Here is a 22,306-nt window from a genome sequence, read left to right as displayed (position 1 = left end):
GATGTCCTTTTGCTTGCGCAGCGGTTTACCACGCAAGGCGGCAAGGTCAATGCGGGCAAGCGGTCCAAACCAGCATTCGCAGCATGCAGCCCTAAACCTGCGGGGGCTGCGTGCCGGTCAGACGGGCATGATCCTGCAAGGCAAACCGATCGGTCATGCCCGCAATATAGTCTGATACGATCCGGGCCAGCGCGGTCTCGTCCGGCGCCGCTTCGATATCCGAATGCCAATGCCGAGGCATCTGGCGCGGGTCGCTCAGATAGATCGGGAACAGCTCCTCGACTACGCGACTGACCTTGGCGCGCACCTCCATGACGCTGGGCGCCCGGTACATGCGGGTGAACAGAAACGCCCGGATATCGTTGAGCTGCGCCCAAAGATCATCCGAGAAGCGGATAACAGGAGCCCCGAGGTGACGAACATCTTCGACTGTTTGCGCGCCCGATCTCTCCAAAACCTCGCGCGAGGTGTCGATTACATCCGAAACCATCACGCCGAACACCCGCCTCAGCGCCTCGTGACGACGCCGGTAGAAATCCAACCCGGGATACTTGCGATCCACCTCGGCATAACACTCCCGGACAATCGGCAATTGGGCGATTTCGTCGTCGGTAAAAAGTCCGGCCCGCAGACCGTCGAACAGGTCATGATTGTTGTAGGCGATGTCGTCGGACAGTGCCGCAACCTGCGCCTCCGCGCTGGCATGGGTGTGCAGTTCAAGGTCAAAATCGGCATTGCACTCGGCCAGCGCCCAGGGCAACTCGCCCGTAACCGGGCCGTTGTGCTTGGCGATGCCCTCAAGGCATTCCCATGTCAGGTTGCACCCGTCGAAATCCGCGTAATGCTGTTCCAGCTTGGTGACGATGCGGATCGCCTGGGCGTTGTGGTCGAAGCCCCCGTAGGGCGCCATCAGCGCATGCAGAGCGTCCTCGCCGGTATGGCCAAACGGCGTGTGGCCCAGATCATGCGCCAGGGCCACGGCCTCGGTCAGTTCGGGGTTCAGCCCCAATGCCCCCGAGATCGTGCGCGCGACCTGCGCCACCTCGATCGAATGGGTCAGGCGCGTGCGATAGCTGTCGCCCTCATGCTCGACAAAAACCTGTGTCTTGTGCTTAAGACGTCGGAACGCGCTGGCGTGTATGATCCTGTCCCGGTCCCGTTGAAAGCACGACCGGAAACTGCTTTCTTCCTCTGGCACCAGCCGCCCGCGCGCCCGGCCCGGATCGGCAGCAAATCCTGCTCGCTCCAATGGTCTTGTCCTTGTCGCCTGTCTCCGGGGTTTCTATATTGTAGACCAACGAGGAAATAAACCTTTGGAGCATGGCATGAATCTGCCTCCGAGAGTCACAGAACGCGCCTTCGAGAGGCTTGCCGAGATCGGCGCCGCCGACAACGGCAAGGCCCTGCGCATCGCCGTTGAAGGCGGAGGGTGTTCAGGCTTTCAGTACGAAATCGCATTGGACGAGCCCAAGGACGATGATCTGGTGCTGGAAGGCAAGGGCCAGAAGGTTGTCGTCGACGAAATTTCTTTGCCGTTCCTGGAAAATGCGACGATTGATTTCACGCAGGAACTGATCGGCGCCCGGTTCGTGATCGACAACCCCAACGCAACCTCTTCCTGTGGGTGCGGCACCTCTTTTTCGATGTGATCAATCGTGGGGGCGTTGCGCCCCCGTCCTCTGAATTTCTCTTTGATCTGCAGGAGCGCCCGCTGTCCCGCGATCAGGCCTTAGGGCGCGGGTTGACCGTGTTTGGCCCCACGCCCACTGGGCCAGTTCATCATGGCGTCATCCGTCCCCGAACGCCCCGGCACCCGCGGCAGACCTGACTGACACCTTGTGATGGCCTCCGTTCTGGGCGATAGGTTTCGGCAGAGCTTCGGAGGGACCGGGATGAAAATCGCAACATTCAACATCAACGGCATCAAGGCGCGGGCCGAGGCTCTGCCCCGCTGGTTGGACGAAGCCCAGCCCGATGTGGTCCTGCTGCAGGAAATCAAATCTGTCGACGAAAACTTTCCGCGCGAGATCTTTGAGGAACGCGGTTACAACGTCGAAACCCATGGTCAGAAAAGCTTCAACGGCGTGGCGATACTTTCGAAATATCCGCTGGAAGACGTCTCGCGCGGGCTGCCCGGGGATGAAGAGGACGAGCAGGCGCGATGGATCGAGGCAACCGTCATCGGCAAGCGGGCGCTGCGGATTTGCGGGCTTTATCTTCCCAACGGGAACCCTGCTCCGGGGCCGAAGTTCGACTACAAGCTTGCGTGGATGGAGCGGCTGTATGAGCGCGCCCGCGATCTTCTGGCCACGGAAGAGCCGGCCCTCATGGCCGGGGACTACAACATCATTCCGCAAGCCGAGGACGCGAAACGCCCGGAGGCCTGGCGCGAAGACGCCCTGTTTCGGCCGGAAAGCCGCGCGGCGTTTCGCAAGGTGCTGAACCTTGGCTTCACCGAAGCGTTCCGTGCGCGGACACAAGGCCCGGGCCACTATTCGTTTTGGGATTATCAGGCCGGCGCGTGGAACCGGAATGACGGCATTCGCATTGACCATTTCCTTCTGACACCGCAAGCGGCGGACCTGATGCGCGATTGCCAGATCGACGCCGCAGTGCGCGGACATGAAAAACCGTCCGATCACGTCCCTGTCTGGGTGGACCTCGACATCTGACCCGTCAGGCCGTCGGATCGTAGTCGTAGATCCAGTCGTATCGACGCGTCAGGCGCGGACCGATCAGGGCCAAGGCCGCCTGCGCCGCCAGACGTGCGGGACCGCGCAAATGAAAGTTCCGCGCGTTGGCACCGGCGGCTGCGACTACCTTGCGCGCGCGGGTTTTCCTCTTGCTTTCATAGGCTTCGAGTGCCCGGCGGACACCCGACTGTTCGTCAAAAGATCGGGCCAGGATCCAAGCATCCTCAAGCGCGAGGCACGCCCCTTGAGCCATAAACGGCAATGTGGGATGCGCGGCGTCCCCCAGAAGGACAACGCGACCATTCTGCCATTTCTGTGCCACGGGGCGCAGAAACAAAGCCCACAGGTGAACATCCTGCACCTGCGCAAGCGCGGCGCCGGCCGGACCGCCGAAATCGGAAAAACGGGCCCGCAGGTCCTCGGGGTCACCGCGCAGGCGCCAGCCCTCTTCCCGCCAGTCGGACCGCTCTTCTACCGCCACGATGTTCAACATGGACTGCTTTCGCAGCGGATAGGTCACGACATGACGCCCGGGGCCCATCGTCAGCGATGCCATGGGCTCGGCTTCGTGGTCGGTCCAGGGCACCGTTGCCCGCCACGCCACCTGATGCGTGAACGCGGGCGCTTCGGTTCCATTCAGGATGGGCCTGATACCGCTGCGCTCGCCATCCGCTGCAACGGCGAATTCCGCGCGCAGCCGGGTGCCATCCTGCAGCGCAACCTCGGCTTCGGCTGGATGCTTCCGAACATTGGTGACGCGGGCATTCAGCCTGATCGACACCCCGGCCCGCTCGGCCGCCTTTTGCAACACGTCCAGAAGGTCAGCGCGATGGAAATACCACGTGGGTCCGGCCGAAGGTGCCGGAAGGCGACTAACGACGCGGCCCCGCCGATAGTCGCGCAGAACAGTGCCGTGAGAGAGTTGTGCGACCCGACCGGGATCATCCACGACACCCAGCGCACGCAGGACCGCCATGCCGTTGGCGCTGATTTGCAGGCCGGCCCCGACCTCGGTCAAGGCCTCGGCCTGCTCGAGCACGGTCACCCGCGCACCGCGTTGCTGCAAGGCCAGCGCAGCGGCCATGCCGCCGATCCCGCCGCCGATGACACAGATTTGCAAACCGTCGATCTTCATGGCACCGGCCTAACGCAAAAAGGCCGGAGCCACAGGCCCCGGCGCATGTCTTTTTTGAAAGAACCCAGCGATCAATCGTCGCGGTGAACTTTTTCGCGACGCTCGTGACGCTCTTGCGCTTCCAGCGTCATGGTCGCGATCGGACGCGCATCCAGACGCTTGAGCGAGATCGGGTCGCCGGTTTTTTCGCAGTAACCGTATTCGCCCTCGTCGATCCGGCGCAGAGCCGCGTCGATCTTGGCAACCAGTTTGCGCTGACGGTCCCGGGTGCGCAGCTCCAGCGCACGGTCGGTTTCTTCGCTGGCGCGGTCTGCAACGTCGGGAATGTTACGGGTGCTGTCCTGCAGCCCCTCGATCGTGTCCCGGCTGCCTGCCAAAAGTTCGTGTTTCCAGTTCAGCAGCTTGCGGCGGAAATACTCAAGCTGGCGTTCATTCATGAAAGGTTCATCTTCGGCCGGACGATAGTCCTCCGGCAGAAAAACTTCCTGCTTCATATTGGCTCCCTCGGTATGGCCAGAAACGTCTTTTGCGGTCGTGTCGCCTGACATTTGGCACCCCCTTCTGCGCAGCGTTTAACTGACGGGACGGGGAATGTCACTATCCAAACGCAACCCCGACGCGCCGTTATGAGAACCGGTATAAATATGAGACTTTGGACACCAAATCGCTGCCATTCTGTGAAAGCGAAACGACCATTTTGCGGCAGAACACCCGCGAGCGGATGATGGAATCGGTGCGATTCGTCCCTCGCGCCCGTCGTTGGCAGCCCGCGACGCTGCGGCCCGGCTTGTCATTCGGCCCCGCCCTAGGTAACCCGGTTCCCGTCTCCTGTTGCTGCGACCATCATACGAGGGCCCCATGACCGCACGTTTCAAAGGCACAGCCGAATACGTTGCCACCGACGACCTGACCATTGCCGTAAACGCAGCCGTCACGCTGGAACGACCGCTGCTGGTCAAGGGTGAGCCCGGAACGGGCAAAACCGAACTGGCCAAACAGGTCGCCGGCGCGCTGGGTCTCAGGATGATCGAGTGGAACGTCAAGTCGACCACCCGCGCGCAGCAGGGTCTTTACGAATATGACGCCGTCAGCCGTCTGCGCGACAGCCAGCTGGGCGACGAACGTGTGCACGACGTTTCGAACTATATCCGCAAAGGCAAGCTGTGGCAGGCCTTCGACGCCGATGAAAAGGTCGTGCTGTTGATCGACGAGATCGACAAAGCCGATATCGAGTTCCCCAACGACCTGCTGCAGGAGCTCGACAAGATGGAGTTCCATGTCTACGAGACCGGCGAAACGATCCGGGCCAAACACCGCCCAATCGTGATCATCACCTCGAACAATGAAAAGGAACTGCCAGACGCTTTCCTGCGCCGATGTTTCTTCCACTACATCCGCTTCCCCGACGAGGCTACGATGCGTCGCATCGTCGAAGTGCATCACCCAGGCATCAAAGAGGCGTTGCTGACCACCGCCCTGACCCAGTTCTACGAAATTCGCGAGACGCAGGGGCTGAAGAAAAAACCCTCGACCTCCGAGGTGCTGGACTGGCTCAAGCTGCTCCTGGCTGAGGATCTGGATGCCGAGGACCTGAAACGCGACGGGGTAAATGCCCTGCCCAAGCTGCACGGAGCACTGCTAAAGAACGAGCAGGACGTGCATCTGTTCGAACGGCTGGCCTTCATGGCGCGCGCCAAGCGCTGAAGCCCGCCCATTCATGAATACTTGGTGATCACGGCTTGCCTTGCGGCAAGCCTGATGCCAGCATTGCTGCAACAAAGATCAAAGAACACGACACCGAGCACGCTGAAGAGCAGGACCGCCCGAATTGACCCAAGCGCCGCGCATTCGCCCCCTCAAGCCCGAAGACCGGCCGAGCTGGGACTTGTTGTGGCGGGCATATCTTGAATTCTACGAAACGGTCTTGCCCGACGAGGTCTACGACAGCACGTTTGCGCGCCTGCTGGGGGATGATCCGCGGGACTTTTCATGCCTTGTGGCCGAGTTGGACGGCGAACTGATCGGGCTGACCCACTTCCTGTTTCACCGCCATGCTTGGAAGATCGAAAACGTCTGCTATCTGCAGGATCTCTATGCCAGCCCGCATGTACGCGGCACCGGTGTCGGTCGAGCGTTGATCGAGGCCGTCTATGCCGAAGCCGATCGAAAAGGCGCGCCCGATGTCTATTGGTTGACGCAAGAGTTCAACCATACGGCGCGCCAGCTTTATGACCGCGTCGGCCAACTGACGCCTTTCCTCAAGTATCGGCGTCCATGAAACGTCTTGCTGGCATATTTCTTGGCTTTGTCCTTGCCGGCTGCAGTTCGGTCGACCGGATTGAGTTGCCCGATGAAATCAAGGTGACCGAGGCCGCGGCACCGGTGACTCAGGCTTTCGGCACGCCACGTCCTTTCCCGCCGGCCCGGTCGAATACGAACATCGCGGCGGATTTCGTGGAGCTGCATTTCTCGCTGGAAAGTGGCACTGCCCTGCCGGTGTTCACGCGGTTCGAGGGTCCGATCACAGTTCGGCTGACGGGCGCCCCTGCCCCCACGATGCAATCCGACCTGACGCGTCTGCTGACCAGACTGCAGCGCGAAGCCCGGATCGACATCCGCCAGATCAACGATGGGCAGGCCAACATCACGATCGAAGCAGTGACCCAGCGCCAGATCCAGCGGCTGCTGCCGCAGGCCGCGTGTTTCGTCGTGCCCAACGCGTCCAGCCTCGAGGAATACAATCGCGACAAGCGCAAGACCAAAAGCAGTTGGCGCGCACTGCGCAGCCGCGAGCGATTGGCGATCTTCATTCCCAACGATGTCAGCCCCCAGGAAATGCGGGATTGCCTTCACGAAGAACTTGCACAGGCGATCGGGCCTCTGAACGACATGTACCGCCTGCCGGATTCGGTCTTCAACGACGATAATTTCCACACTGTCCTGACCGGGTTCGACATGCTGATCCTGCGCGCGACCTATATGCCGGAGCTTCAGACCGGCATGACCCGGGAACAGGTGGCCCAGGTCATACCCGGGGTCATCGCCCGCCTGAACCCGCGCGGTGCCAATCTGCCCGTCCAGCCAATCTCGGAGACCCCGCGTGAATGGATCGACGCCGTGCAACTGGCGGTCGGCAAGGGCCGAGCCTCGCCGCGGCAAATGCGGGCCATCGACCGCGCGATGCGGATCGGCCGAGAGCAAGGTTGGACCGATCACCGCCGGGCGTACCCCCATTATCTGAAGGCCCGTTTGGGTGAATTCGACGCCCCCGAGGAAGCGCAGCGCGAATATGCCATCGCTCTGCAATACCTGCGCGCGACCCCCGGAACCGAGCTTCAGCGCGCGCATATCTCGGTTCAGACGGCGGCCTATGCCCTGACCCAAGGGCGCGGCCCCGCAGCCCTGCCGGACCTCGACCGGGCCATCGCGACGATGACGCGGGCCGAAAACGCCTCGATGTTGGCGACGCTGCTGCTGCTGAAGGCCGAGGCCTTGAAGCAGGCCGGCAAACCCGAACAGGCACGCTCCGTCAGGCTGGACAGTCTGGGGTGGGCGCGCTACGGGTTTGGCTCGGAATTGGTGGTCAGCTCGTTGATGCAGGACGTCGCACTGGGGGCCCCATAACATCGCAAAAGGCGGATGACTAACACATGCTAGTGGTTGTGGGAATGGCGGTCCTGGGGGCGGCTCTGGGCGCGCTGACGGCACGAAAACGCAAAGGCAGCGGCGCGGATATCGCCCAGTATGCGGCCGGCTACGGCATTGCATTTGCATTGGCGGGACTGGCCATTTCGCTTGTTCTGGTGCGGGTGATAGGCTGAGCCGATGTTCATCCCCTTTTTCGAAAACCTCAGAAAAGCAGGCATCCCCGTCTCGTTGCGGGAATACCTGACTTTTCTGGAGGGGATGAAAAAGGGGCTGGCCACCTACGACATCGAGGCGTTCTACTACCTCGCCCGTGTCTCGATGGTGAAGGACGAGCGCAACATCGACAAGTTCGATCGCGCCTTTGCCGCCAGCTTCGAAGGGCTGTCCGAGATCACCTTCGATCAGGTGCTCGAGGCCGTGGACATCCCGGCCGAGTGGCTGGCCAAGATGGCCGAGAAGCACCTGTCAGACGAGGAAAAGGCCGAGATCGAAGCGCTTGGCGGTTTCGACAAGCTGATGGAGACGCTGCGCGAGCGGCTGAAGGATCAGCAAGGCCGCCACCAGGGCGGCAACAAGTGGATCGGAACGGCGGGCACCTCGCCCTTCGGCGCTTACGGCTACAATCCCGAGGGCGTGCGCATCGGCCAGAAGGAAAGCCGCCACCAGCGTGCGGTCAAGGTCTGGGATAAGCGCGAGTTCCGCAATCTGGACGACACGGTCGAACTTGGCACCCGCAACATCAAGGTCGCGCTGAAACGCCTGCGCCGCTGGGCCCGTGAGGGCGCCGCCGAAGAACTGGACCTCGACGGCACCATCCGCGCCACGGCCGAGCACGGATACCTGGACGTCAAGACCCGGCCCGAACGGCACAATGCGGTCAAGGTGCTGCTGTTTCTCGATGTGGGCGGCTCGATGGACCCGCATATCAAGGTGGTCGAGGAATTGTTCTCGGCCGCGCGGTCCGAGTTCAAGCACCTGGAATATTTCTATTTCCACAACTGCCTGTACGAAGGCGTCTGGCGCGACAATCGCCGCCGGTGGGATGCGCAGACCCCCACGCATGAGGTGCTGCGGACCTACGGCCCCGACTACAAGTGCATCTTCGTGGGTGATGCGTCGATGTCGCCTTACGAGATCGCCTATCCCGGCGGCGCCAACGAGCACTGGAACGCCGAGGCCGGGCAGGTCTGGCTGCAGCGCGCGCGCGAACAGTGGACGTCGAACCTGTGGATCAACCCGGTGCCCGAGAAATACTGGGAATACACCCATTCCATCGGCATGATCCGCGAGATCTTCGAAGACCGGATGGTGCCGATGACGCTGGCCGGGCTGGAACGCGGCATGCGCGAGCTGACGCGATAGCGCCAGCCCGGCTTTGCTTTTATCCGGCGATTGCCTGAATTCCCAGGAACAGCAGACCTGACAGCAGGGCCGCCGCGGGCACGGTGATCACCCAGGCCGCGATGATCGTCAGGAAATGCGACCGGCGCACCAGCTTGCGGCGGCGGCGCTCTTCGGGGGCCAACACCGGGCGTTCCGGCACAGCGCCGCGCGCCTTGATCAGGCGCCGCTCGGCGTCCCATTCCCGGAAGAACCCGACACCGAACACTGCGCCCACGGCGATGTGGGTCGAACTGACCGGCAGGCCAAGCCAGCTGGCCACGATCACGGTGATCGCCGCCGACAGCGCCACACAATAGGCGCGCATCGGGTTCAGCTTGGTGATCTGGCTGCCGACCACCCGGATCAGCTTGGGCCCGAACAAGAACAGACCGAACGAAATGCCGAAGGCGCCGATGATCATGACCCAGGGCGGAATGTTCACCGCATGGGTGAAATCACCCACCGCCGAAGCCTGAACGATGGCGGCCAGAGGTCCGACGGCATTTGCCACGTCATTGGCCCCATGCGCAAAGCTGAGCAGCGCCGCCGAAATGATCAGCGGGATGCCGAACAGGATCTTCAGCGACTTGTTGCGGTTCTCCAGCCCTTCGGCCTGACGGCGAATGACAGGAATCGTCGCCATCCAGATCAGCACTCCGCTGACCAGACCGATCACCAGGGCCGTCTGCAGGTTGATCTTGAACAGATGTTTCAGGCCTTTCAGCGCAAGGTACGAGGCAAACGCCCCGGCCATGATGCCGACCAGAACTGGAACCCATTTGCGCGCAGCGGCGATCTTGTCGTCCTGGTAGATGATCCGCGCCTTGATGAACCACAGGAATCCGGCGGCGATGATGCCGCCCAGAAGCGGCGAGATGACCCAGCTTGCAGCGATCTGGCTCATCTTGACCCAGCTGACCGCGCCGAACCCCGCCGCCGCGATCCCTGCCCCCATGACGCCCCCCACGACCGAATGCGTGGTCGAGACCGGAGCGCCAACCCAGGTGGCCAGGTTGATCCAAAGCGCAGCAGACAACAGCGCGGCCATCATGGCCCAGATGAAGACGGTTGCCGTTCCCATGCTTTCGGTATTGATGATGCCCTTGGCGATGGTCGAGACCACATCTCCACCCGCGATCAGGGCGCCGGCGCTTTCGAAAACTGCGGCAATCGCGATGGCGCCGCCCATGGTCAGGGTGTTCGCGCCCACCGCCGGGGCCATGTTGTTGGCCACATCGTTCGCCCCGATGTTGAGCGCCATGTAGGCTCCGAACATGGCCGCAATCACGACGATCATCGTGTTGCTGGCCTGTCCGAACAACAAAGCAGCCGTGATCCCGGCGATCACGATGAACACGAAGGCGATTCCCGATCCGACGAACGGCCGCCCGACCTGCGCCGTTGCAACCTCGAGGCGGGAAAACCGCCGCAGGTCACGATCCAGTGTTTCAAGGTGCCGGGCTTCTAAATCATTGTTGGCCATTTGTCCCTCTTGCATAGCGCGCGCTCGCACAGCGTGCGCCGTGCCCTAGAAGGCTTTTGCCTTCATTTCAACCTTTGAAATATGGAAACTGCGATCTGACGCCGCGCGATTTCCGTCTCACGAACTGCCCCAGGTCGCCCATGTTGCCCGAAAGTGATGAGGAACGACTTGCCCCCGCATCCCGATCCGCCCATATCTGAGATATGTTGCGTCTGACCCCAATTCTGCTGGCGATCGCCTATGCCATTGTGATGTATCGGATTTCCGTCTGGCGCACCCATCGCGAGCTGGATGCGAAGTCGACCGAACTGGCTGATCCCGAGTTGAAGCGTATGACCGACCGCCTGGCCGCCGCCTTGGATGTGGCGCGCGTGCCGGTCTATATCTATGAAATCGACCCGGTGAACGGGCTGGCCGCACCGGACGGGCGCATTTTCATCACCCGAGGCTTCTATCGCAAGTTCCGCAACGGCGAGGTCTCAGCCGAGGAGATGGCCAGCGTCATCGCGCACGAGCTGGGACATGTTGCGCTGGGCCACGCCCGGCGGCGGATGATCGATTTTTCCGGTCAGAACGCGATGCGGGCGGCGCTGATGATGCTGCTCAACCGGTTCATTCCCTTCATCGGCGCGTGGATCGCAAATGCGCTGACCGCGCTGCTGGCCTCGCGCCTGTCGCGGGCGGACGAATACGAGGCGGACGAATACGCAGCCGCCCTGCTGACCAAGGCCGGAATCGGGATCGGACCGCAGAAATCCCTGTTTCACAAGCTTGAGGATCTGACCCAGCAGCGGGCGGGCGTGGTTCCGGCCTGGCTGATGAGCCATCCCAAGACGGACGAGCGGATTGCCGCGCTGGAGGCCCTTGAACAACGTTGGGAGCGTGGCTGAGGGTCAGAGTGCGAGAGGCCACACTCTCGCGATATTTGGAGCCAGGGGAAGAGGTCAGGCCGCCAAAGCCTTGCCGAGACGCGGCAGGCGGGCTTTTTTCATCAATGCGCGCAGAGTCCATCTGTCGCCCGACAGACGGTTGGCTTCGGTCAGGACCGATTGAGCCATCTCTTCGACACTGCTCGGGTCACTCTGCCAGATGCCGTGAAGGAAGCTGTCGGGGTCGATACGCGCAAGGCCCTCTTCCGCCAGAATATTCCTTGGAAAGTCTTTGGCATTCACGGTGATGATCGTGTCGGCCGAAGCGGCGACTGCGGTGGCCAGCACATGGGTGTCGGCCGGATCGGGCAGCCAGAGTCGCTGTTCGAGGCCGGGTGCCTCGGGGCGTTCGGCCTGCGGCCAATGTGCCTGCACCAGCGCGATTTCGGCCCGGGCCTGCGCCTCGCCCTCGGGTCCGAGTTTGCGGGCGGCGCGGGCCCATTCCTCGAGGATGCGAGCCGACCAGAGCGGGGTGAAATGGCCCCGCGTGGCCACGCCCAGCAGCATCTCGCGCATCACCGTCGGATAGATGACGCAAGTGTCGAGAACCGCCTTCACAGCCGGTAGAACACGGATTTCAGATAGCCGCTCTCGGCCAGCTGCGGCAGTTGCGGATGGTCGTGTCCGGCAAAGCCGGTGTGGATCATCTGCGCCTGACGCCCGGCCCGACCGATACCGCGGGCACAGGCCTCGCGAAAGCGGGTCAGGTCGGCGGCATGCGAGCAGGAACACAGGCCCAGATACCCCCCCGGTTTGACAAGCGGCGCGGCCAGGCGGGCGATCCGCTCATAGGCCCGCAGCCCGGCATCCAGCGCCTGTTTCGACGGCGCAAAGGCCGGCGGATCGCAGATGACCACGTCGAACTGCGCACCGTCCTCACCCAGCTGGGTCAGAACGTCGAAGGCATCGCCCTGTCGGGTTTCAAAGCGGTCACCGAAGTCCGATGCGGCGGCGCCCTGCTCGGCCAGAGTCAACGCGGCGGCCGAGCCATCGACCGACAGCGCATGATCTGCCCCACCGGCCAGCATGGCCAGGCCAAATCCGCCCACGTGGCTGAACACGTCCAGCACATGCGCGCCGGGGCCCGTCAGCCGGGCGGCAAAAGCGTGGTTGGGGCGCTGGTCGTAGAACAGCCCGGTTTTCTGGCCCCCGGTCAGGTCGGCCATGTAGGTCGCGCCATTCATCGGGACGGGCAACGGAGCATCGGGCGCGGTGCCGCGCAGTGTCTGGTTCACGTCATCCAGACCTTCCAGCCCGCGGGTGCGGCCCGAGGCGTTCTTGAGCACGGTCGTCACCCCCGTCACCGAGACCAGCGCGTCGGTCAGAAGGTCCAGATGCGCCTCGGCCCAGGCGGCGTTGGGCTGGATCACGCAGGCATCGCCAAAGCGGTCGATGATGACACCGGGAAAACCGTCGGCCTCGGCATGGACCAGCCGGTAGAAGGGCGCATCGAACAGCCGTTCGCGCAGGTCGAGCGCGCGGCGCAGGCGGGTTTCGAACCACCCGGCGTCCAGCTGTGCCGACAGGTCACGATCCAACACCCGGCACATGATCTTGGAATCCGGGTTCACTGCAACCAACGCGATCGGGGCGCGTTTGTCATCCTCTAGCACGGCCAGCGCACCAGGCGCGATCTTGCGGGTGCGCCGGTCGGTAACGATGTCATTGGCATAGACCCAAGGAAAGCCGTGGCGCAGACCGCGCGCATTGGCTTTGGGTTTCAAACGGATTCTGGGGCGGTCGGGCATGTCGGCATGGGTCATGGCGCCCTCATAGTCGCGATTGCGCGGGCAGAAAAGCCCCTCTGGCTATCCGTCAGCGTTGGCGCGCCCGCCAGCCGCCGCGCCGGCGCGGAGCCTGCGCGGTGTCCAGCCCTTCGCGCAGAACCTGTGTCATGGGATGGTCGGCATCCTGTGCGGTATAGACAGCATGCAACTCGGTCAGCGCCTGCTTCTGGTCGCGCCCGTCCGGCAGGCTGAGCGCCCAGTCCAAAAAGATGCTGCGACACTCGGGCAGCGTGATTCCGTCGATGCGATAGGCCTCGCGAATCAGGCCCTTGGGGTCGTTCGGGTCGTCACTGCGCGCCATCCGCACTCTCCTCGATCACCGCGCCGATCACTTCGGCTGCGGCAGCATAGCTGTCCTGCAAGGCGGACTGTAACTGCTCGACCTGCTCGAACCCGGTCGCCCGGCACAGAAAGGCCGTGCCCCCCTGCCCGATCTTGTCGGCCTCGATCACCTTGCCCGACAGTAGCCGCGCCGCGCATTGCACCGACCAGCATAGATCATATGCGTCCTTCAACACCTGCGCCTGAGCGACATCCAAGAGACCCGCAGCGACCGCTCCGTCCAGGCCCGAGTCGACGTCGCGCCGTGGCGCGCCGGACAACAGTGCGCCGGTTTCGGCCATCAGTTCGATATCCAGCAGACGGCCGGGGCCATTCTTGACATCCCAGACACCGGCGGGAGATTTCGCGGCCGCGAGGCGTGCGCGCATGTCGGACACTTCGCGCAGGACCTGATCCTTGTCGCGCGGGCGAGACAGGAACTGCGTGCGGAAAGCTTCGAAATCGTCGGCCAGATCCGTGTTGCCTGCAACTGCGCGCGCGCGGGTCAGGGCCAGATGCTCCCAAACCCAGGCTTCCTCTTGTTGGTAATGAGTGAAGCTGGCCCAGCTTGTGGCGACTGGCCCCTGATTGCCGGACGGCCGCAGTCGCATGTCGACCTCGTACAACCGTCCTTGCGCCATCGGCGCCGACAGGGCGGTAATCAGCGCCTGTGTAAAGCGCGCATAGTAGGTGCGCGTGGCCAGTGGCTTGGGGCCGTCGGACATGTCCACCGCTTGCGGGTCGTAGATCACTATCATGTCCAGATCGGATTGCGAGTTCAGCCGAGCGGCCCCCAACGACCCCATGCCCAGCACCACAGCGCCACGCCCTGGGGGGGAGCCGTGCTTCTGCGCAAACTGCCGCTCTACGCAGGGTAAGATCGCGGCGATGACAGCCTGCGCGAGGTCCGCGTATTGCCGCCCCGCCTGCAACCCGTCGATCAGACCGCGCAGGTGGTGCACACCGATACGGAAATGCCATTCCTTGCACCAGCGTCGGGCCAGATCCAACTGCGTTTCATAGTCAGATTCAGCTGCCAGCGCGTTGGACAGTTCAGCCTGCAAGGCGGACTGACCGGGCCAATCGGCAAAGAAGCTGCCACCGATCACCGCGTCGAACACCTGAGCATTGCGCGACAGATGCGCGGCCAGCGCGTGCGAGGTGCCGACGATATCGACCAGCAGGTCGATCAGATGCGGGTTGGCTTCGAACAGGGAAAACAGCTGCACACCGGCGGGCAAACCGGCAAGAAACCCATCCAGCGCCAGCAGCGCCTCGTCGGGGCGGGCGGTCTTGGCCAGCCGGGCCAGCAACTCGGGCTTGAGCCGCTCGAAAATGCGCGCGCCGCGTTGCGAACGCAGCGCGGGATAGGTTGTCCACCGGGCCAGAACGCCGGCGTCGAACTCGACCGGGGGCGCTGCGGTCGGCGCGGGACCGGCGCCAGGCGCGAAAAAGCCCTCGGTCAGCTCGTGCACCTCGGTCAGGCGGCGGGTCAGATCGGCTGTCAGGTCGGCGCTGGTGGTGCCCATCAAGCAGGCGATGCGCTCGATCCCGTCGGGCGACTGCGGCACCTTGTGGGTCTGCGCGTCATGCACCATCTGGATGCGGTGCTCGACCTCGCGATGGGCGCGGTAATGGTCGGTCAGCTTGTCGGACACGTCCTGCGGCACCCAGTCCTTGGCCGCCAGCGCCGCCAGCCCTGGCACCGTGCCGCGCACCCGCAGTTCGGGGTCACGGCCCCCGGCGATCAATTGCCGGGTCTGGGTAAAGAACTCGATTTCGCGAATGCCGCCCTGCCCCAGCTTCATGTCATGGCCGGGGATCGTCAGAGCCCCACCGGTGCCCTTGTTCTCGCGAATGCGCAGGCGCATGTCGTGGGCGTCCTGGATGGCGGCGAAATCCAGATGGCGGCGCCAGACAAAGGGCCGCAGGGTTTCCAGAAACCGCTGCCCGGCGGCGATGTCGCCGGCGCAAGGGCGGGCCTTGATATAGGCGGCACGCTCCCATGTGCGGCCCAGGCTTTCGTAATAGCGCTCGGCCGCCTCGGTCGCCATGCAGACGGGGGTGACCGCGGGATCGGGGCGCAGGCGCAGATCGGTGCGGAACACATAGCCATCTGCCGTCTTGTCGCTGAGCGTGGCGCAGAAATTGCGCGTGGCCCGCACCATGCCCTGCCGCGCCTCATAGAAATCGTCGGGATCGTACCGGGTTTCGTCGAACAGCACGATCAGGTCGATATCCGAGCTGTAGTTTAGTTCGTGCGCACCCATCTTGCCCATCGCCAGGATCACCATCCCGGCGGCGGTCTCGACGTCGTCTTCGGTCATGCCGGGCAGCTTCTTGCGCCGGATCAGCGCCGCGATCTCGGCCTTGGCCGCGATGTCCACGGCAAGCGCCGCGAAGTCGGTCAGCGCCGCCGTGACTTGCTCGAGGTTCCAGGCTCCGGAAAGGTCGGCGAGGGCCGTGAGCAAGGCAAGCCGATGCTTGGCCAGCCTCAGACCCGGTTTCAACTGGTCAGGAGCCAACGCGCGCGCGTCGTCCATGATCTGCGCAAGGGCGTACTGCGGCCGATCCAGCGCCGGGGCCAGCCAATTGCGCTCACGGTCGATCAAGCTCTTGAGGTACGGGCTGCTGCCTGCGGCACCGGTCACCAGTTCGGACTGATCAGCGGTCAGATCCGGCACTGCGGCGCAGGCCTCTCGCCCCAATTCGGGGTCGTAGGGTCGCGGGACGCGGTGGATGGCAAGACTGTCGGTCATGGGCGAATTCCGGTCAGTTAACGTTGACCGGAGTGTCCTGGCTGAAGGTATTGATCCAGCCATCATCCCGGCGTTCCCACAACGAAGAGATCAGCATCGCCTCGCGCGCGGACGCACCCGGCCGCCGATAGTCCGCCCGGTAGGACAACAGGACGATATCCGCGGTCAGAACGCGCATTTGCGCCGCGCTCAACTCATATGACTCCATTGTCGGGCTGTCTGCGAACTGACCCACATGATCGTCGCGATTGGCGAAACCGGATGGGTAGACGCCCAGAAAATCGGCGCTCAGCAACGCCCGGTCCGCCTGCGCATCACCCTCGACCAAAGCGGTCCAGACCTGCTGCTCCAGGTTCAGGATTTCTTCAAGCGTCGGGGCGGGCTTGTCGTCGTGCGTGTTCATGCCCGCACGTTGCGCAGGATCGGAACTGCCGTCAACCGGGGCACTAAATGTAAATCTTTTTCACATCACCCCTTGCATCCGGGCCGGGCCACCCCATCTAGATCAATGTGAACACAATTTACATCGACCTGGAGAGCCCAAATGACCGCATTGTCCGAACACGCCGTCCCCCGCAACCCGGGATGGTTGCACCGTGCAGAGGCCTGGCTTGACGACAAGGGCAAAGGCGCCTGGATCGCTGCCATGGTCCTTGGTTTCATCTTCTTCTGGCCCGTTGGCCTGGCCCTTCTGGCCTATATGATCTGGAGCAAACGCATGTTTAGCAAATCCTGCAGCCGCCGCCATTCCTGGCACAGTCACATGAGCGCGATGAAGCCCTCGGGCAACAGCGCATTCGACGCCTACAAGGCCGACACGCTGGCCCGCCTGGAACGGGAACAAAAGGATTTCGAAGCCTTCCTGCACCGCCTGCGCGAAGCCAAGGACAAGGCCGAGTTCGACCAGTTCATGAACGAACGCGCTCAGGAGAACACGGCGGACGACAAGGACGAAACCGCCTGATACCCTACAGCCCTGCCCCTCTCTGTGGGACAGGGCAAACCTCAACAACCGACCGGAAATTCCTTCATGTCTCATCTGCCCGACCCGGATCGTCAGCCGGACTTCTACAAATCCGTGGCGATCAAACGTTTCTTCGCGTGGCTGTTTGATATCGCCTTCATTTCGCTGCTGTGCACGGTTGCCATTCTGCTGACCTTCGGCATGGGCCTGTTCGTCATCGCGCTGATCTATGCGGTCGTCAGTTTCATCTACCGTGTCGTCACCATCGCAAACGGGTCTGCCACGCTGGGTATGCGCTTTATGGGGATCGAGCTGCGCGACGCATTTGGCGAACGCATGGATACCGGCAAGGCCGTCGCGCATACAGCCGGTTACTTTGTCAGCATGGCGTTTCCGATCCTGCAGATCATCTCGGTCATCATGATGCTGACCAGTGCCCGCAACCAGGGCCTGACCGATGCCTTCCTCGGCACCGTAATGCTGAACCAGCGCGCCTGACACGGCCCGTTTCTGGGACTTGGCGACCCCAGAAACGGTTGCTATCATCGGCCCCGAGGAAACACGGGGCCTTCATGCGACACACGCTGCCGATTGCGCCGCAGTTCTATGTGACTGCACCACAGCCCTGCCCTTATCTCGAGGGCAGGATCGAGCGTAAGCTGTTCACCGCCCTGCAGGGCGAAGGCGCGGATCAGCTGAACAACTCTCTGTCGCAGCAGGGTTTTCGCAGGTCTCAAAACGTTCTGTACCGGCCCTCTTGCACCGATTGTGCGGCCTGCCTGTCGGCCCGGATCGACGTCTCGGCCTTTTCTCCGACCAAAAGCCAGAAACGCGCGGCGCGGCGCAATGCGCACCTTCAGCGACGCGCGACCTCACCTTGGGCCACCGACGACCAGTACGAGCTGTTTCGGCGGTACCTGGACACACGGCACGCTGATGGCGGCATGGCGGATATGGACGTGTTCGAATTCGCCGCGATGATCGAAGAGACCCCGATCCGCAGCCGCGTCGTTGAATATGCCGACCCCAAAACCGGAAACCTGATCGCCGTCAGCCTGACCGATGTTCTGGATGACGGGTTGAGCATGGTCTATTCGTTCTATGACCCGAACCAGCCGCAAAGCTCGCTGGGAACCTATATGATCCTCGATCATATCGACATCGCGCGCGAGGCCGGGCTGCCATATGTATATCTGGGCTATTGGGTCCCCGGCAGCCCCAAGATGGGCTACAAGGTGAAATTCGCCGGGCTCGAGGTCTATGTGAAAGGCGGGTGGCAGCGTGTGGACGACCCGGAGGCGTTCACCGACTCAACGCATCACCCGCTTTCGACGGCTCCGATTGCCGAGCAGGTCGCGAATATCCAACTTCCCGATCGCCACCCTACCAAAGGTTGAATTCCGATGCAGCAAGGTTTGCACGCCGTCACCTTGGTGGTGCCGGACTATGATGACGCGATCGCGTTCTACACCAAGACGCTTCGGTTCCGGCTGACCCAGGAAATCGATCTGGGCGAAGGCAAACGATGGGTTTTGGTTACGCCCCCCGGCAGCGATGGGGCAGCTCTGCTGTTGGCCAAGGCTGACGGAGACAGCCAACGGGCCGCAATCGGTAATCAGACCGGAGGTCGTGTCGGGTTTTTCCTCAGAACCGATGATTTCGCCCGCGATCACGCAGACATGCTGGCCAACGGGGTCCGGTTCGAGGAAGAGCCCCGCCATGAACCCTATGGCATCGTTGCCGTCTGGCAGGATCCGTTCGGGAACCGTTGGGACCTGATCCAGTTCACCTGACAACCGGCGTCAGCCGGGACCAAAGCAAAGGGGGCCTCGCGGCCCCCTTTTCAGTTGGATAACGCCATCACCGATCAGTTCGGGATCAGGTCCGGCACGATCGTCACAATCGACGGGAAGAACCACAGAATTCCGATGCCCACCACCTGGATCAGCACGAAGGGGATGATCCCGCGGTAGATATGGCCCGTCGTTACCTCTTTCGGCGCCACGCCGCGCAGATAGAACAGCGCAAAGCCAAATGGCGGCGTCAGGAACGAGGTCTGCAGGTTCACCGCCACCATGATCGTCACCCATTTCGGGTCGAACGACCCGCCATAGATCACCGGACCCACGATCGGGATCACGATGTAGATGATCTCGAGGAAGTCCAGCACGAAGCCAAGGATGAACAGCACCAGCATCACGATCAGGAAGACCGTGAACTCGTTGTCAAAGCTCTTCAGGAACTGCTGGATGTAGTGTTCCCCGCCGAACGAGATCACCACCAGGTTCAGCAGCTGCGAGCCGATCAGGATGGTGAAGACCATCGAAGTCACCTTGGCGGTTTCCCGCACCACCGGTGTCAGAACACCGCTGGCATACAGCACCCAGCAAGCGAACAGCAGGCCGAACAGCGCATAGAGGTAGGTGGCATAGGCCAGGATGAACGCAATCCAGGTCTCGACGCTTACATCGCCTTGGTTCACGCGGAGGTCAAAGTTGACACCCAGCAGAAGGCAGATGATGACGGCGAAGGTGGACCAGATGATCACTTTGCCCGACCGCCCCTGATCTTGCAGTTTGCGATAGGCCGCCAGCATGATGGCCCCGCCTGCCCCCAGCGCTGCGGCCGGAGTCGGGTTGGTCACACCACCCAGGATCGATCCCAGAACCGCGATGATCAGAACCAGCGGCGGGAATACCACGCGGATCAGATCATTGGTCGCACAGCGCGCCGCCGCTTCCTTGCAGCCATACATGGCAAGCCCGAAAGGCAGCGCCAGCAGCAGGAAGGTGGCCCCCGACGAGGTGGTCGGCGCAATCAGCAGCACATCGACCAACAGCATCAGGATCAGCCCGATTGCACCCACGATCAGTGGCTGCGGCGATTGCGAAGGCGCGATACCGCGGCCCAGAACCAGCGTCAGACCCAGCAGCACGACCATGACCGCAACACCGGTGCCGATCGGGGCGGCAGCCGCAATCTTGGCTTCACGGGCCGAGGCCAGTTCTTCCTCGCTCAGCCGTTGCGCTTCGGTTGCGCCGCCGGCAGCATCGATGGCTTCCTGCTCGGCCACGGCCTGGTCCCAGGCCGCCTGACCATGCAGGTCTATCATCGAGGCCTTGCACTCCTCGGATACGTTGGTGCGCAACGAGGCCGCCTCACCGATGTCCGAGAAGCCGGAAACCGTGATGTTCTGGCTTCCGATGACACCGGCGCTGCCCAGCAGAACCGCGCCCACGATCAGTGCGACCGGGGCACCCAGCAGCCAGGTCAGGCCTTCCGAGCGGGTGATGGTCTCGCCGCTGCCGCCTGACAGTTCGACCGCAGGTGCCTTGTGCGGGTTGAGCAGCGCGTAGCCAAAGGCATAAAGCGCATAGAGCAGCGCCAGCATGATCCCCGGCAGCAGCGCCGCCTGGAACAGCGTCCCCACCGAAACCACGGCCGGCTCGCCCAGATAGGTCAGCGCGTCGGTACATCCAGCTTCGACTGCGCGGGTCTCCTGCGCCGTCGAATACAGGTCACCCGCCAGCGTGCCCAGCAGAACAATCACGATCGAGGGCGGAATGATCTGCCCCAGCGTGCCCGAGGCTGCGATCACGCCCGTCGCCAGCTCTGGCGAGTAGTTGTTGCGCAGCATGGTCGGCAGGGCCAGCAGGCCCATCGTCACCACGGTCGCGCCCACAATACCGGTCGAGGCCGCAAGGAATGCCCCCACAACCACGATCGACACCGCCAGACCGCCCGGCAGCGGGCCAAAGACGCGCGCCATTGTGGTCAGCAGATCGTTGGCGATTTTCGAGCGTTCCAGCGTGATGCCCATCAGCACGAACATCAGCACCGCCAGCAGAGTCTCGATCGACTGACCGGCCAGAACTCGTTCGTTGATACGGTTCACGATGAAGGATACGTTGCGGTCCAACGCGGTTTCCCAACCCTGAACAAAGACCGGCTCGGCGATCCTTGGCAGGTCCGGGTATCGGAACACGGATATCACATCGGGTTTCACACCCGAATTCACGATGTCCCGATAGGCTTGCGAGCTTGTGTCGATCGCCTGGTGGATCAGCAACCCGGCGCTGTCCAGCGCGGCGATGATCCCGAAGGAGATGATACCGGCCCCGCCGATGGCAAACGCCACCGGAAAGCCGCTGAGAATTCCGCCAAACAGGCAGAGGAATACGATAATGAGGCCTATCTCTACGCCATCAAGTCCGAATAGCATTGTCTTGGTCTCCGTCCTTAATGTGTGCCTTCGTAGGCTTCTTCACCCTCGCCAAGGCTGTCCTTGTCGAGGTATTTTCCAGCGCTTTCCGGGCCTTCGACATATTCGAGATAGGACCGGTAGAAGAACGCGATCGCGTGCAGGAACACCATCGCGGCAAAGGCCACAAGCAGGATCTTGAACAGGAAGTAGGCATTGAAGCCGTTGGGGCTGAAGCCGATGGTTTCGACGTTCCAACGCAGCGCGCGAGATTTCATCACCAGCCGGTCCAGCGTGTCGCTGGCCGAGGGCTTCGGCACGATCAGGTGACGCCACATGAAGTACCAGCCATACATCCAGGTCAGCACGGCGATGGGCATCATGAACAGGATCGAACCCAGCATGTCGACCACGCGCTTGGCCCGGTGCGAGATACCGGCATAAACGAGGTCCACGCGGACGTGGCCGCCCTGCACGAAGGTGTAGGTGCAGCACAGGCAGACGACGAGCGCGTTGTACAGCTTCAGCTCTTCGGCGTACCAGCTGATATCCATCTGGAACGGGATACCCAGACCAAACGCCATGTCAGGCCGCGCGAACACGCGCTGCATGAATACGATGACGATTTGCTGGATCACCATCAGCAGGCCCGCCCAGGCAAAGAAACGCCCGGTCGTGTTGGCGAACCCTTCCAAAACGCGCACCATGCCCCACATGAAGCCGCGGAAGTAAAGCCCGATCGCGGTCAACACGAGGAAGATCGTGAAGACCACGAAAAAGAACTCGACCGACCCGCCGTAGTAGACAAAGCGCATGATTGCTTCTTTGTCCGACCAGTTCAGCCACAGCTGCGGATGCGTGATGGCGTATCCGAAATTATAGAAGGCTTCGGCGATGCTCTGAACGAACCAGACCAGTCCGTTCCACAGGGCGCCGAAGAACGAGATACCGTTTTCGTCCTGCATAATGTCCCCAGGTCCCGTTGGTTGCGACGCTGATTATA

General features: G+C 62.5%; 23 protein-coding genes. 12 read left to right on the top strand and 11 right to left on the bottom strand.

Features of this window, described 5'->3' with window-relative positions; genetic code table 11:
- Window positions 1–91 precede the first annotated feature (91 nt).
- Window positions 92–1,249: a deoxyguanosinetriphosphate triphosphohydrolase gene (locus AC2FM5_RS02545; protein WP_170338720.1), complete on the bottom strand. Its 1,158-nt coding sequence runs from the start codon at window positions 1,247–1,249 to the stop codon at window positions 92–94.
- A gap of 76 nt (window positions 1,250–1,325) precedes the next feature.
- On the opposite strand from AC2FM5_RS02545, the gene AC2FM5_RS02540 reads away from it, so the two are divergent.
- The gene (locus tag AC2FM5_RS02540) at window positions 1,326–1,649 is read left to right on the top strand and encodes a HesB/IscA family protein (RefSeq protein ID WP_093962326.1); all 324 of its coding nucleotides are present in this window, start codon (window positions 1,326–1,328) and stop codon (window positions 1,647–1,649) included.
- 243 nt (window positions 1,650–1,892) lie between these two features.
- The gene (gene xth / locus AC2FM5_RS02535; protein ID WP_170338208.1) at window positions 1,893–2,672 is read left to right on the top strand and encodes an exodeoxyribonuclease III; all 780 of its coding nucleotides are present in this window, start codon (window positions 1,893–1,895) and stop codon (window positions 2,670–2,672) included.
- Between the two features lie 4 nt (window positions 2,673–2,676).
- On the opposite strand, the gene AC2FM5_RS02530 is transcribed toward xth, so the two are convergent.
- Both AC2FM5_RS02530 and dksA read right to left on the bottom strand, forming a co-directional pair.
- Entirely contained in the window at window positions 2,677–3,828 is a 1,152-nt protein-coding gene (locus AC2FM5_RS02530; RefSeq protein WP_496733710.1) for an FAD-dependent oxidoreductase, read from the bottom strand.
- Window positions 3,829–3,899: 71 nt separating this feature from the next.
- Complete coding sequence (gene dksA / locus AC2FM5_RS02525) at window positions 3,900–4,322, bottom strand: RNA polymerase-binding protein DksA (protein ID WP_170358872.1); 423 nt, start codon at window positions 4,320–4,322, stop codon at window positions 3,900–3,902.
- A gap of 364 nt (window positions 4,323–4,686) precedes the next feature.
- On the opposite strand from dksA, the gene AC2FM5_RS02520 reads away from it, so the two are divergent.
- The 5 genes from AC2FM5_RS02520 (at window position 4,687) to AC2FM5_RS02500 (ending at window position 8,838) form a co-directional block, all read left to right on the top strand.
- Window positions 4,687–5,532, top strand: a complete 846-nt coding sequence (locus AC2FM5_RS02520) for an AAA family ATPase (protein ID WP_093962329.1) — start codon at window positions 4,687–4,689, stop codon at window positions 5,530–5,532.
- Between the two features lie 124 nt (window positions 5,533–5,656).
- Entirely contained in the window at window positions 5,657–6,106 is a 450-nt protein-coding gene (locus AC2FM5_RS02515) for a GNAT family N-acetyltransferase (RefSeq protein WP_496733707.1), read from the top strand.
- Entirely contained in the window at window positions 6,103–7,452 is a 1,350-nt protein-coding gene (locus tag AC2FM5_RS02510) for a DUF2927 domain-containing protein (RefSeq protein WP_496733705.1), read from the top strand. Before AC2FM5_RS02515 ends, AC2FM5_RS02510 begins: the two co-directional genes overlap by 4 nt.
- A gap of 26 nt (window positions 7,453–7,478) precedes the next feature.
- The gene (locus tag AC2FM5_RS02505) at window positions 7,479–7,649 is read left to right on the top strand and encodes a hypothetical protein (RefSeq protein ID WP_170338198.1); all 171 of its coding nucleotides are present in this window, start codon (window positions 7,479–7,481) and stop codon (window positions 7,647–7,649) included.
- 4 nt (window positions 7,650–7,653) lie between these two features.
- Window positions 7,654–8,838 carry a vWA domain-containing protein gene (locus AC2FM5_RS02500; protein ID WP_170432190.1) on the top strand — a complete coding sequence of 395 codons (1,185 nt, stop codon included), beginning with the start codon at window positions 7,654–7,656 and terminating at the stop codon, window positions 8,836–8,838.
- Window positions 8,839–8,857: 19 nt separating this feature from the next.
- Here the strand turns inward: AC2FM5_RS02500 and AC2FM5_RS02495 are convergent, their stop codons facing one another.
- Window positions 8,858–10,342, bottom strand: coding sequence for an inorganic phosphate transporter (locus AC2FM5_RS02495; protein WP_480774933.1), 1,485 nt, complete (start codon window positions 10,340–10,342; stop codon window positions 8,858–8,860).
- Window positions 10,343–10,545: 203 nt separating this feature from the next.
- Here AC2FM5_RS02495 and AC2FM5_RS02490 point away from each other — a divergent pair, with 203 nt between their 5' ends.
- Complete coding sequence (locus AC2FM5_RS02490; protein ID WP_093962334.1) at window positions 10,546–11,232, top strand: M48 family metallopeptidase; 687 nt, start codon at window positions 10,546–10,548, stop codon at window positions 11,230–11,232.
- Window positions 11,233–11,286: 54 nt separating this feature from the next.
- On the opposite strand, the gene AC2FM5_RS02485 is transcribed toward AC2FM5_RS02490, so the two are convergent.
- Genes AC2FM5_RS02485 through AC2FM5_RS02465 form a run of 5 tightly spaced genes read right to left on the bottom strand, consistent with a single transcriptional unit; the run spans window position 11,287 to window position 16,541 of the window.
- The gene (locus AC2FM5_RS02485; protein WP_170338194.1) at window positions 11,287–11,829 is read right to left on the bottom strand and encodes an RSP_2648 family PIN domain-containing protein; all 543 of its coding nucleotides are present in this window, start codon (window positions 11,827–11,829) and stop codon (window positions 11,287–11,289) included.
- On the bottom strand, window positions 11,826–13,034 hold the full coding sequence (locus AC2FM5_RS02480; RefSeq protein WP_496733701.1) for an RSP_2647 family RNA methyltransferase: 1,209 nt from the start codon (window positions 13,032–13,034) through the stop codon (window positions 11,826–11,828). The genes AC2FM5_RS02485 and AC2FM5_RS02480 overlap by 4 nt, the downstream gene beginning before the upstream one ends.
- 52 nt (window positions 13,035–13,086) lie before the next feature.
- Entirely contained in the window at window positions 13,087–13,359 is a 273-nt protein-coding gene (locus tag AC2FM5_RS02475) for a hypothetical protein (protein ID WP_170338699.1), read from the bottom strand.
- Complete coding sequence (gene glnE / locus AC2FM5_RS02470) at window positions 13,346–16,138, bottom strand: bifunctional [glutamate--ammonia ligase]-adenylyl-L-tyrosine phosphorylase/[glutamate--ammonia-ligase] adenylyltransferase (RefSeq protein WP_496733698.1); 2,793 nt, start codon at window positions 16,136–16,138, stop codon at window positions 13,346–13,348. The genes AC2FM5_RS02475 and glnE overlap by 14 nt, the downstream gene beginning before the upstream one ends.
- 13 nt (window positions 16,139–16,151) lie before the next feature.
- A complete protein-coding gene (locus AC2FM5_RS02465; protein ID WP_496733696.1) occupies window positions 16,152–16,541 on the bottom strand; it encodes a DUF4440 domain-containing protein in 390 nt (129 codons plus the stop codon).
- Between the two features lie 141 nt (window positions 16,542–16,682).
- Between AC2FM5_RS02465 and AC2FM5_RS02460 the strand changes: the two genes are divergently transcribed.
- The 4 genes from AC2FM5_RS02460 to AC2FM5_RS02445 all read left to right on the top strand — a co-directional run bounded on the left by AC2FM5_RS02460 (window position 16,683) and on the right by AC2FM5_RS02445 (window position 18,895).
- Window positions 16,683–17,102: a DUF2852 domain-containing protein gene (locus tag AC2FM5_RS02460; RefSeq protein WP_496733694.1), complete on the top strand. Its 420-nt coding sequence runs from the start codon at window positions 16,683–16,685 to the stop codon at window positions 17,100–17,102.
- 66 nt (window positions 17,103–17,168) lie between these two features.
- A complete protein-coding gene (locus AC2FM5_RS02455; protein WP_093962341.1) occupies window positions 17,169–17,600 on the top strand; it encodes an RDD family protein in 432 nt (143 codons plus the stop codon).
- A gap of 74 nt (window positions 17,601–17,674) precedes the next feature.
- Window positions 17,675–18,499: an arginyltransferase gene (locus AC2FM5_RS02450; protein WP_093962342.1), complete on the top strand. Its 825-nt coding sequence runs from the start codon at window positions 17,675–17,677 to the stop codon at window positions 18,497–18,499.
- Window positions 18,500–18,505: 6 nt separating this feature from the next.
- On the top strand, window positions 18,506–18,895 hold the full coding sequence (locus AC2FM5_RS02445) for a VOC family protein (RefSeq protein ID WP_170372377.1): 390 nt from the start codon (window positions 18,506–18,508) through the stop codon (window positions 18,893–18,895).
- 74 nt (window positions 18,896–18,969) lie between these two features.
- Here the strand turns inward: AC2FM5_RS02445 and AC2FM5_RS02440 are convergent, their stop codons facing one another.
- Window positions 18,970–21,324 (bottom strand): TRAP transporter large permease, encoded by a 2,355-nt coding sequence (locus AC2FM5_RS02440; RefSeq protein ID WP_496733691.1) that lies wholly within the window; start codon window positions 21,322–21,324, stop codon window positions 18,970–18,972.
- A gap of 17 nt (window positions 21,325–21,341) precedes the next feature.
- The gene (locus tag AC2FM5_RS02435; protein WP_170338177.1) at window positions 21,342–22,268 is read right to left on the bottom strand and encodes a TRAP transporter small permease subunit; all 927 of its coding nucleotides are present in this window, start codon (window positions 22,266–22,268) and stop codon (window positions 21,342–21,344) included.
- Window positions 22,269–22,306 lie beyond the last annotated feature (38 nt).

It is taken from the genome of Ruegeria sp. BHSA162 (genome assembly GCF_059613385.1).
The sequence above is the reverse complement of the archived record's forward strand: the minus strand, read 5'-3'. Positions and strand labels throughout refer to the sequence as shown.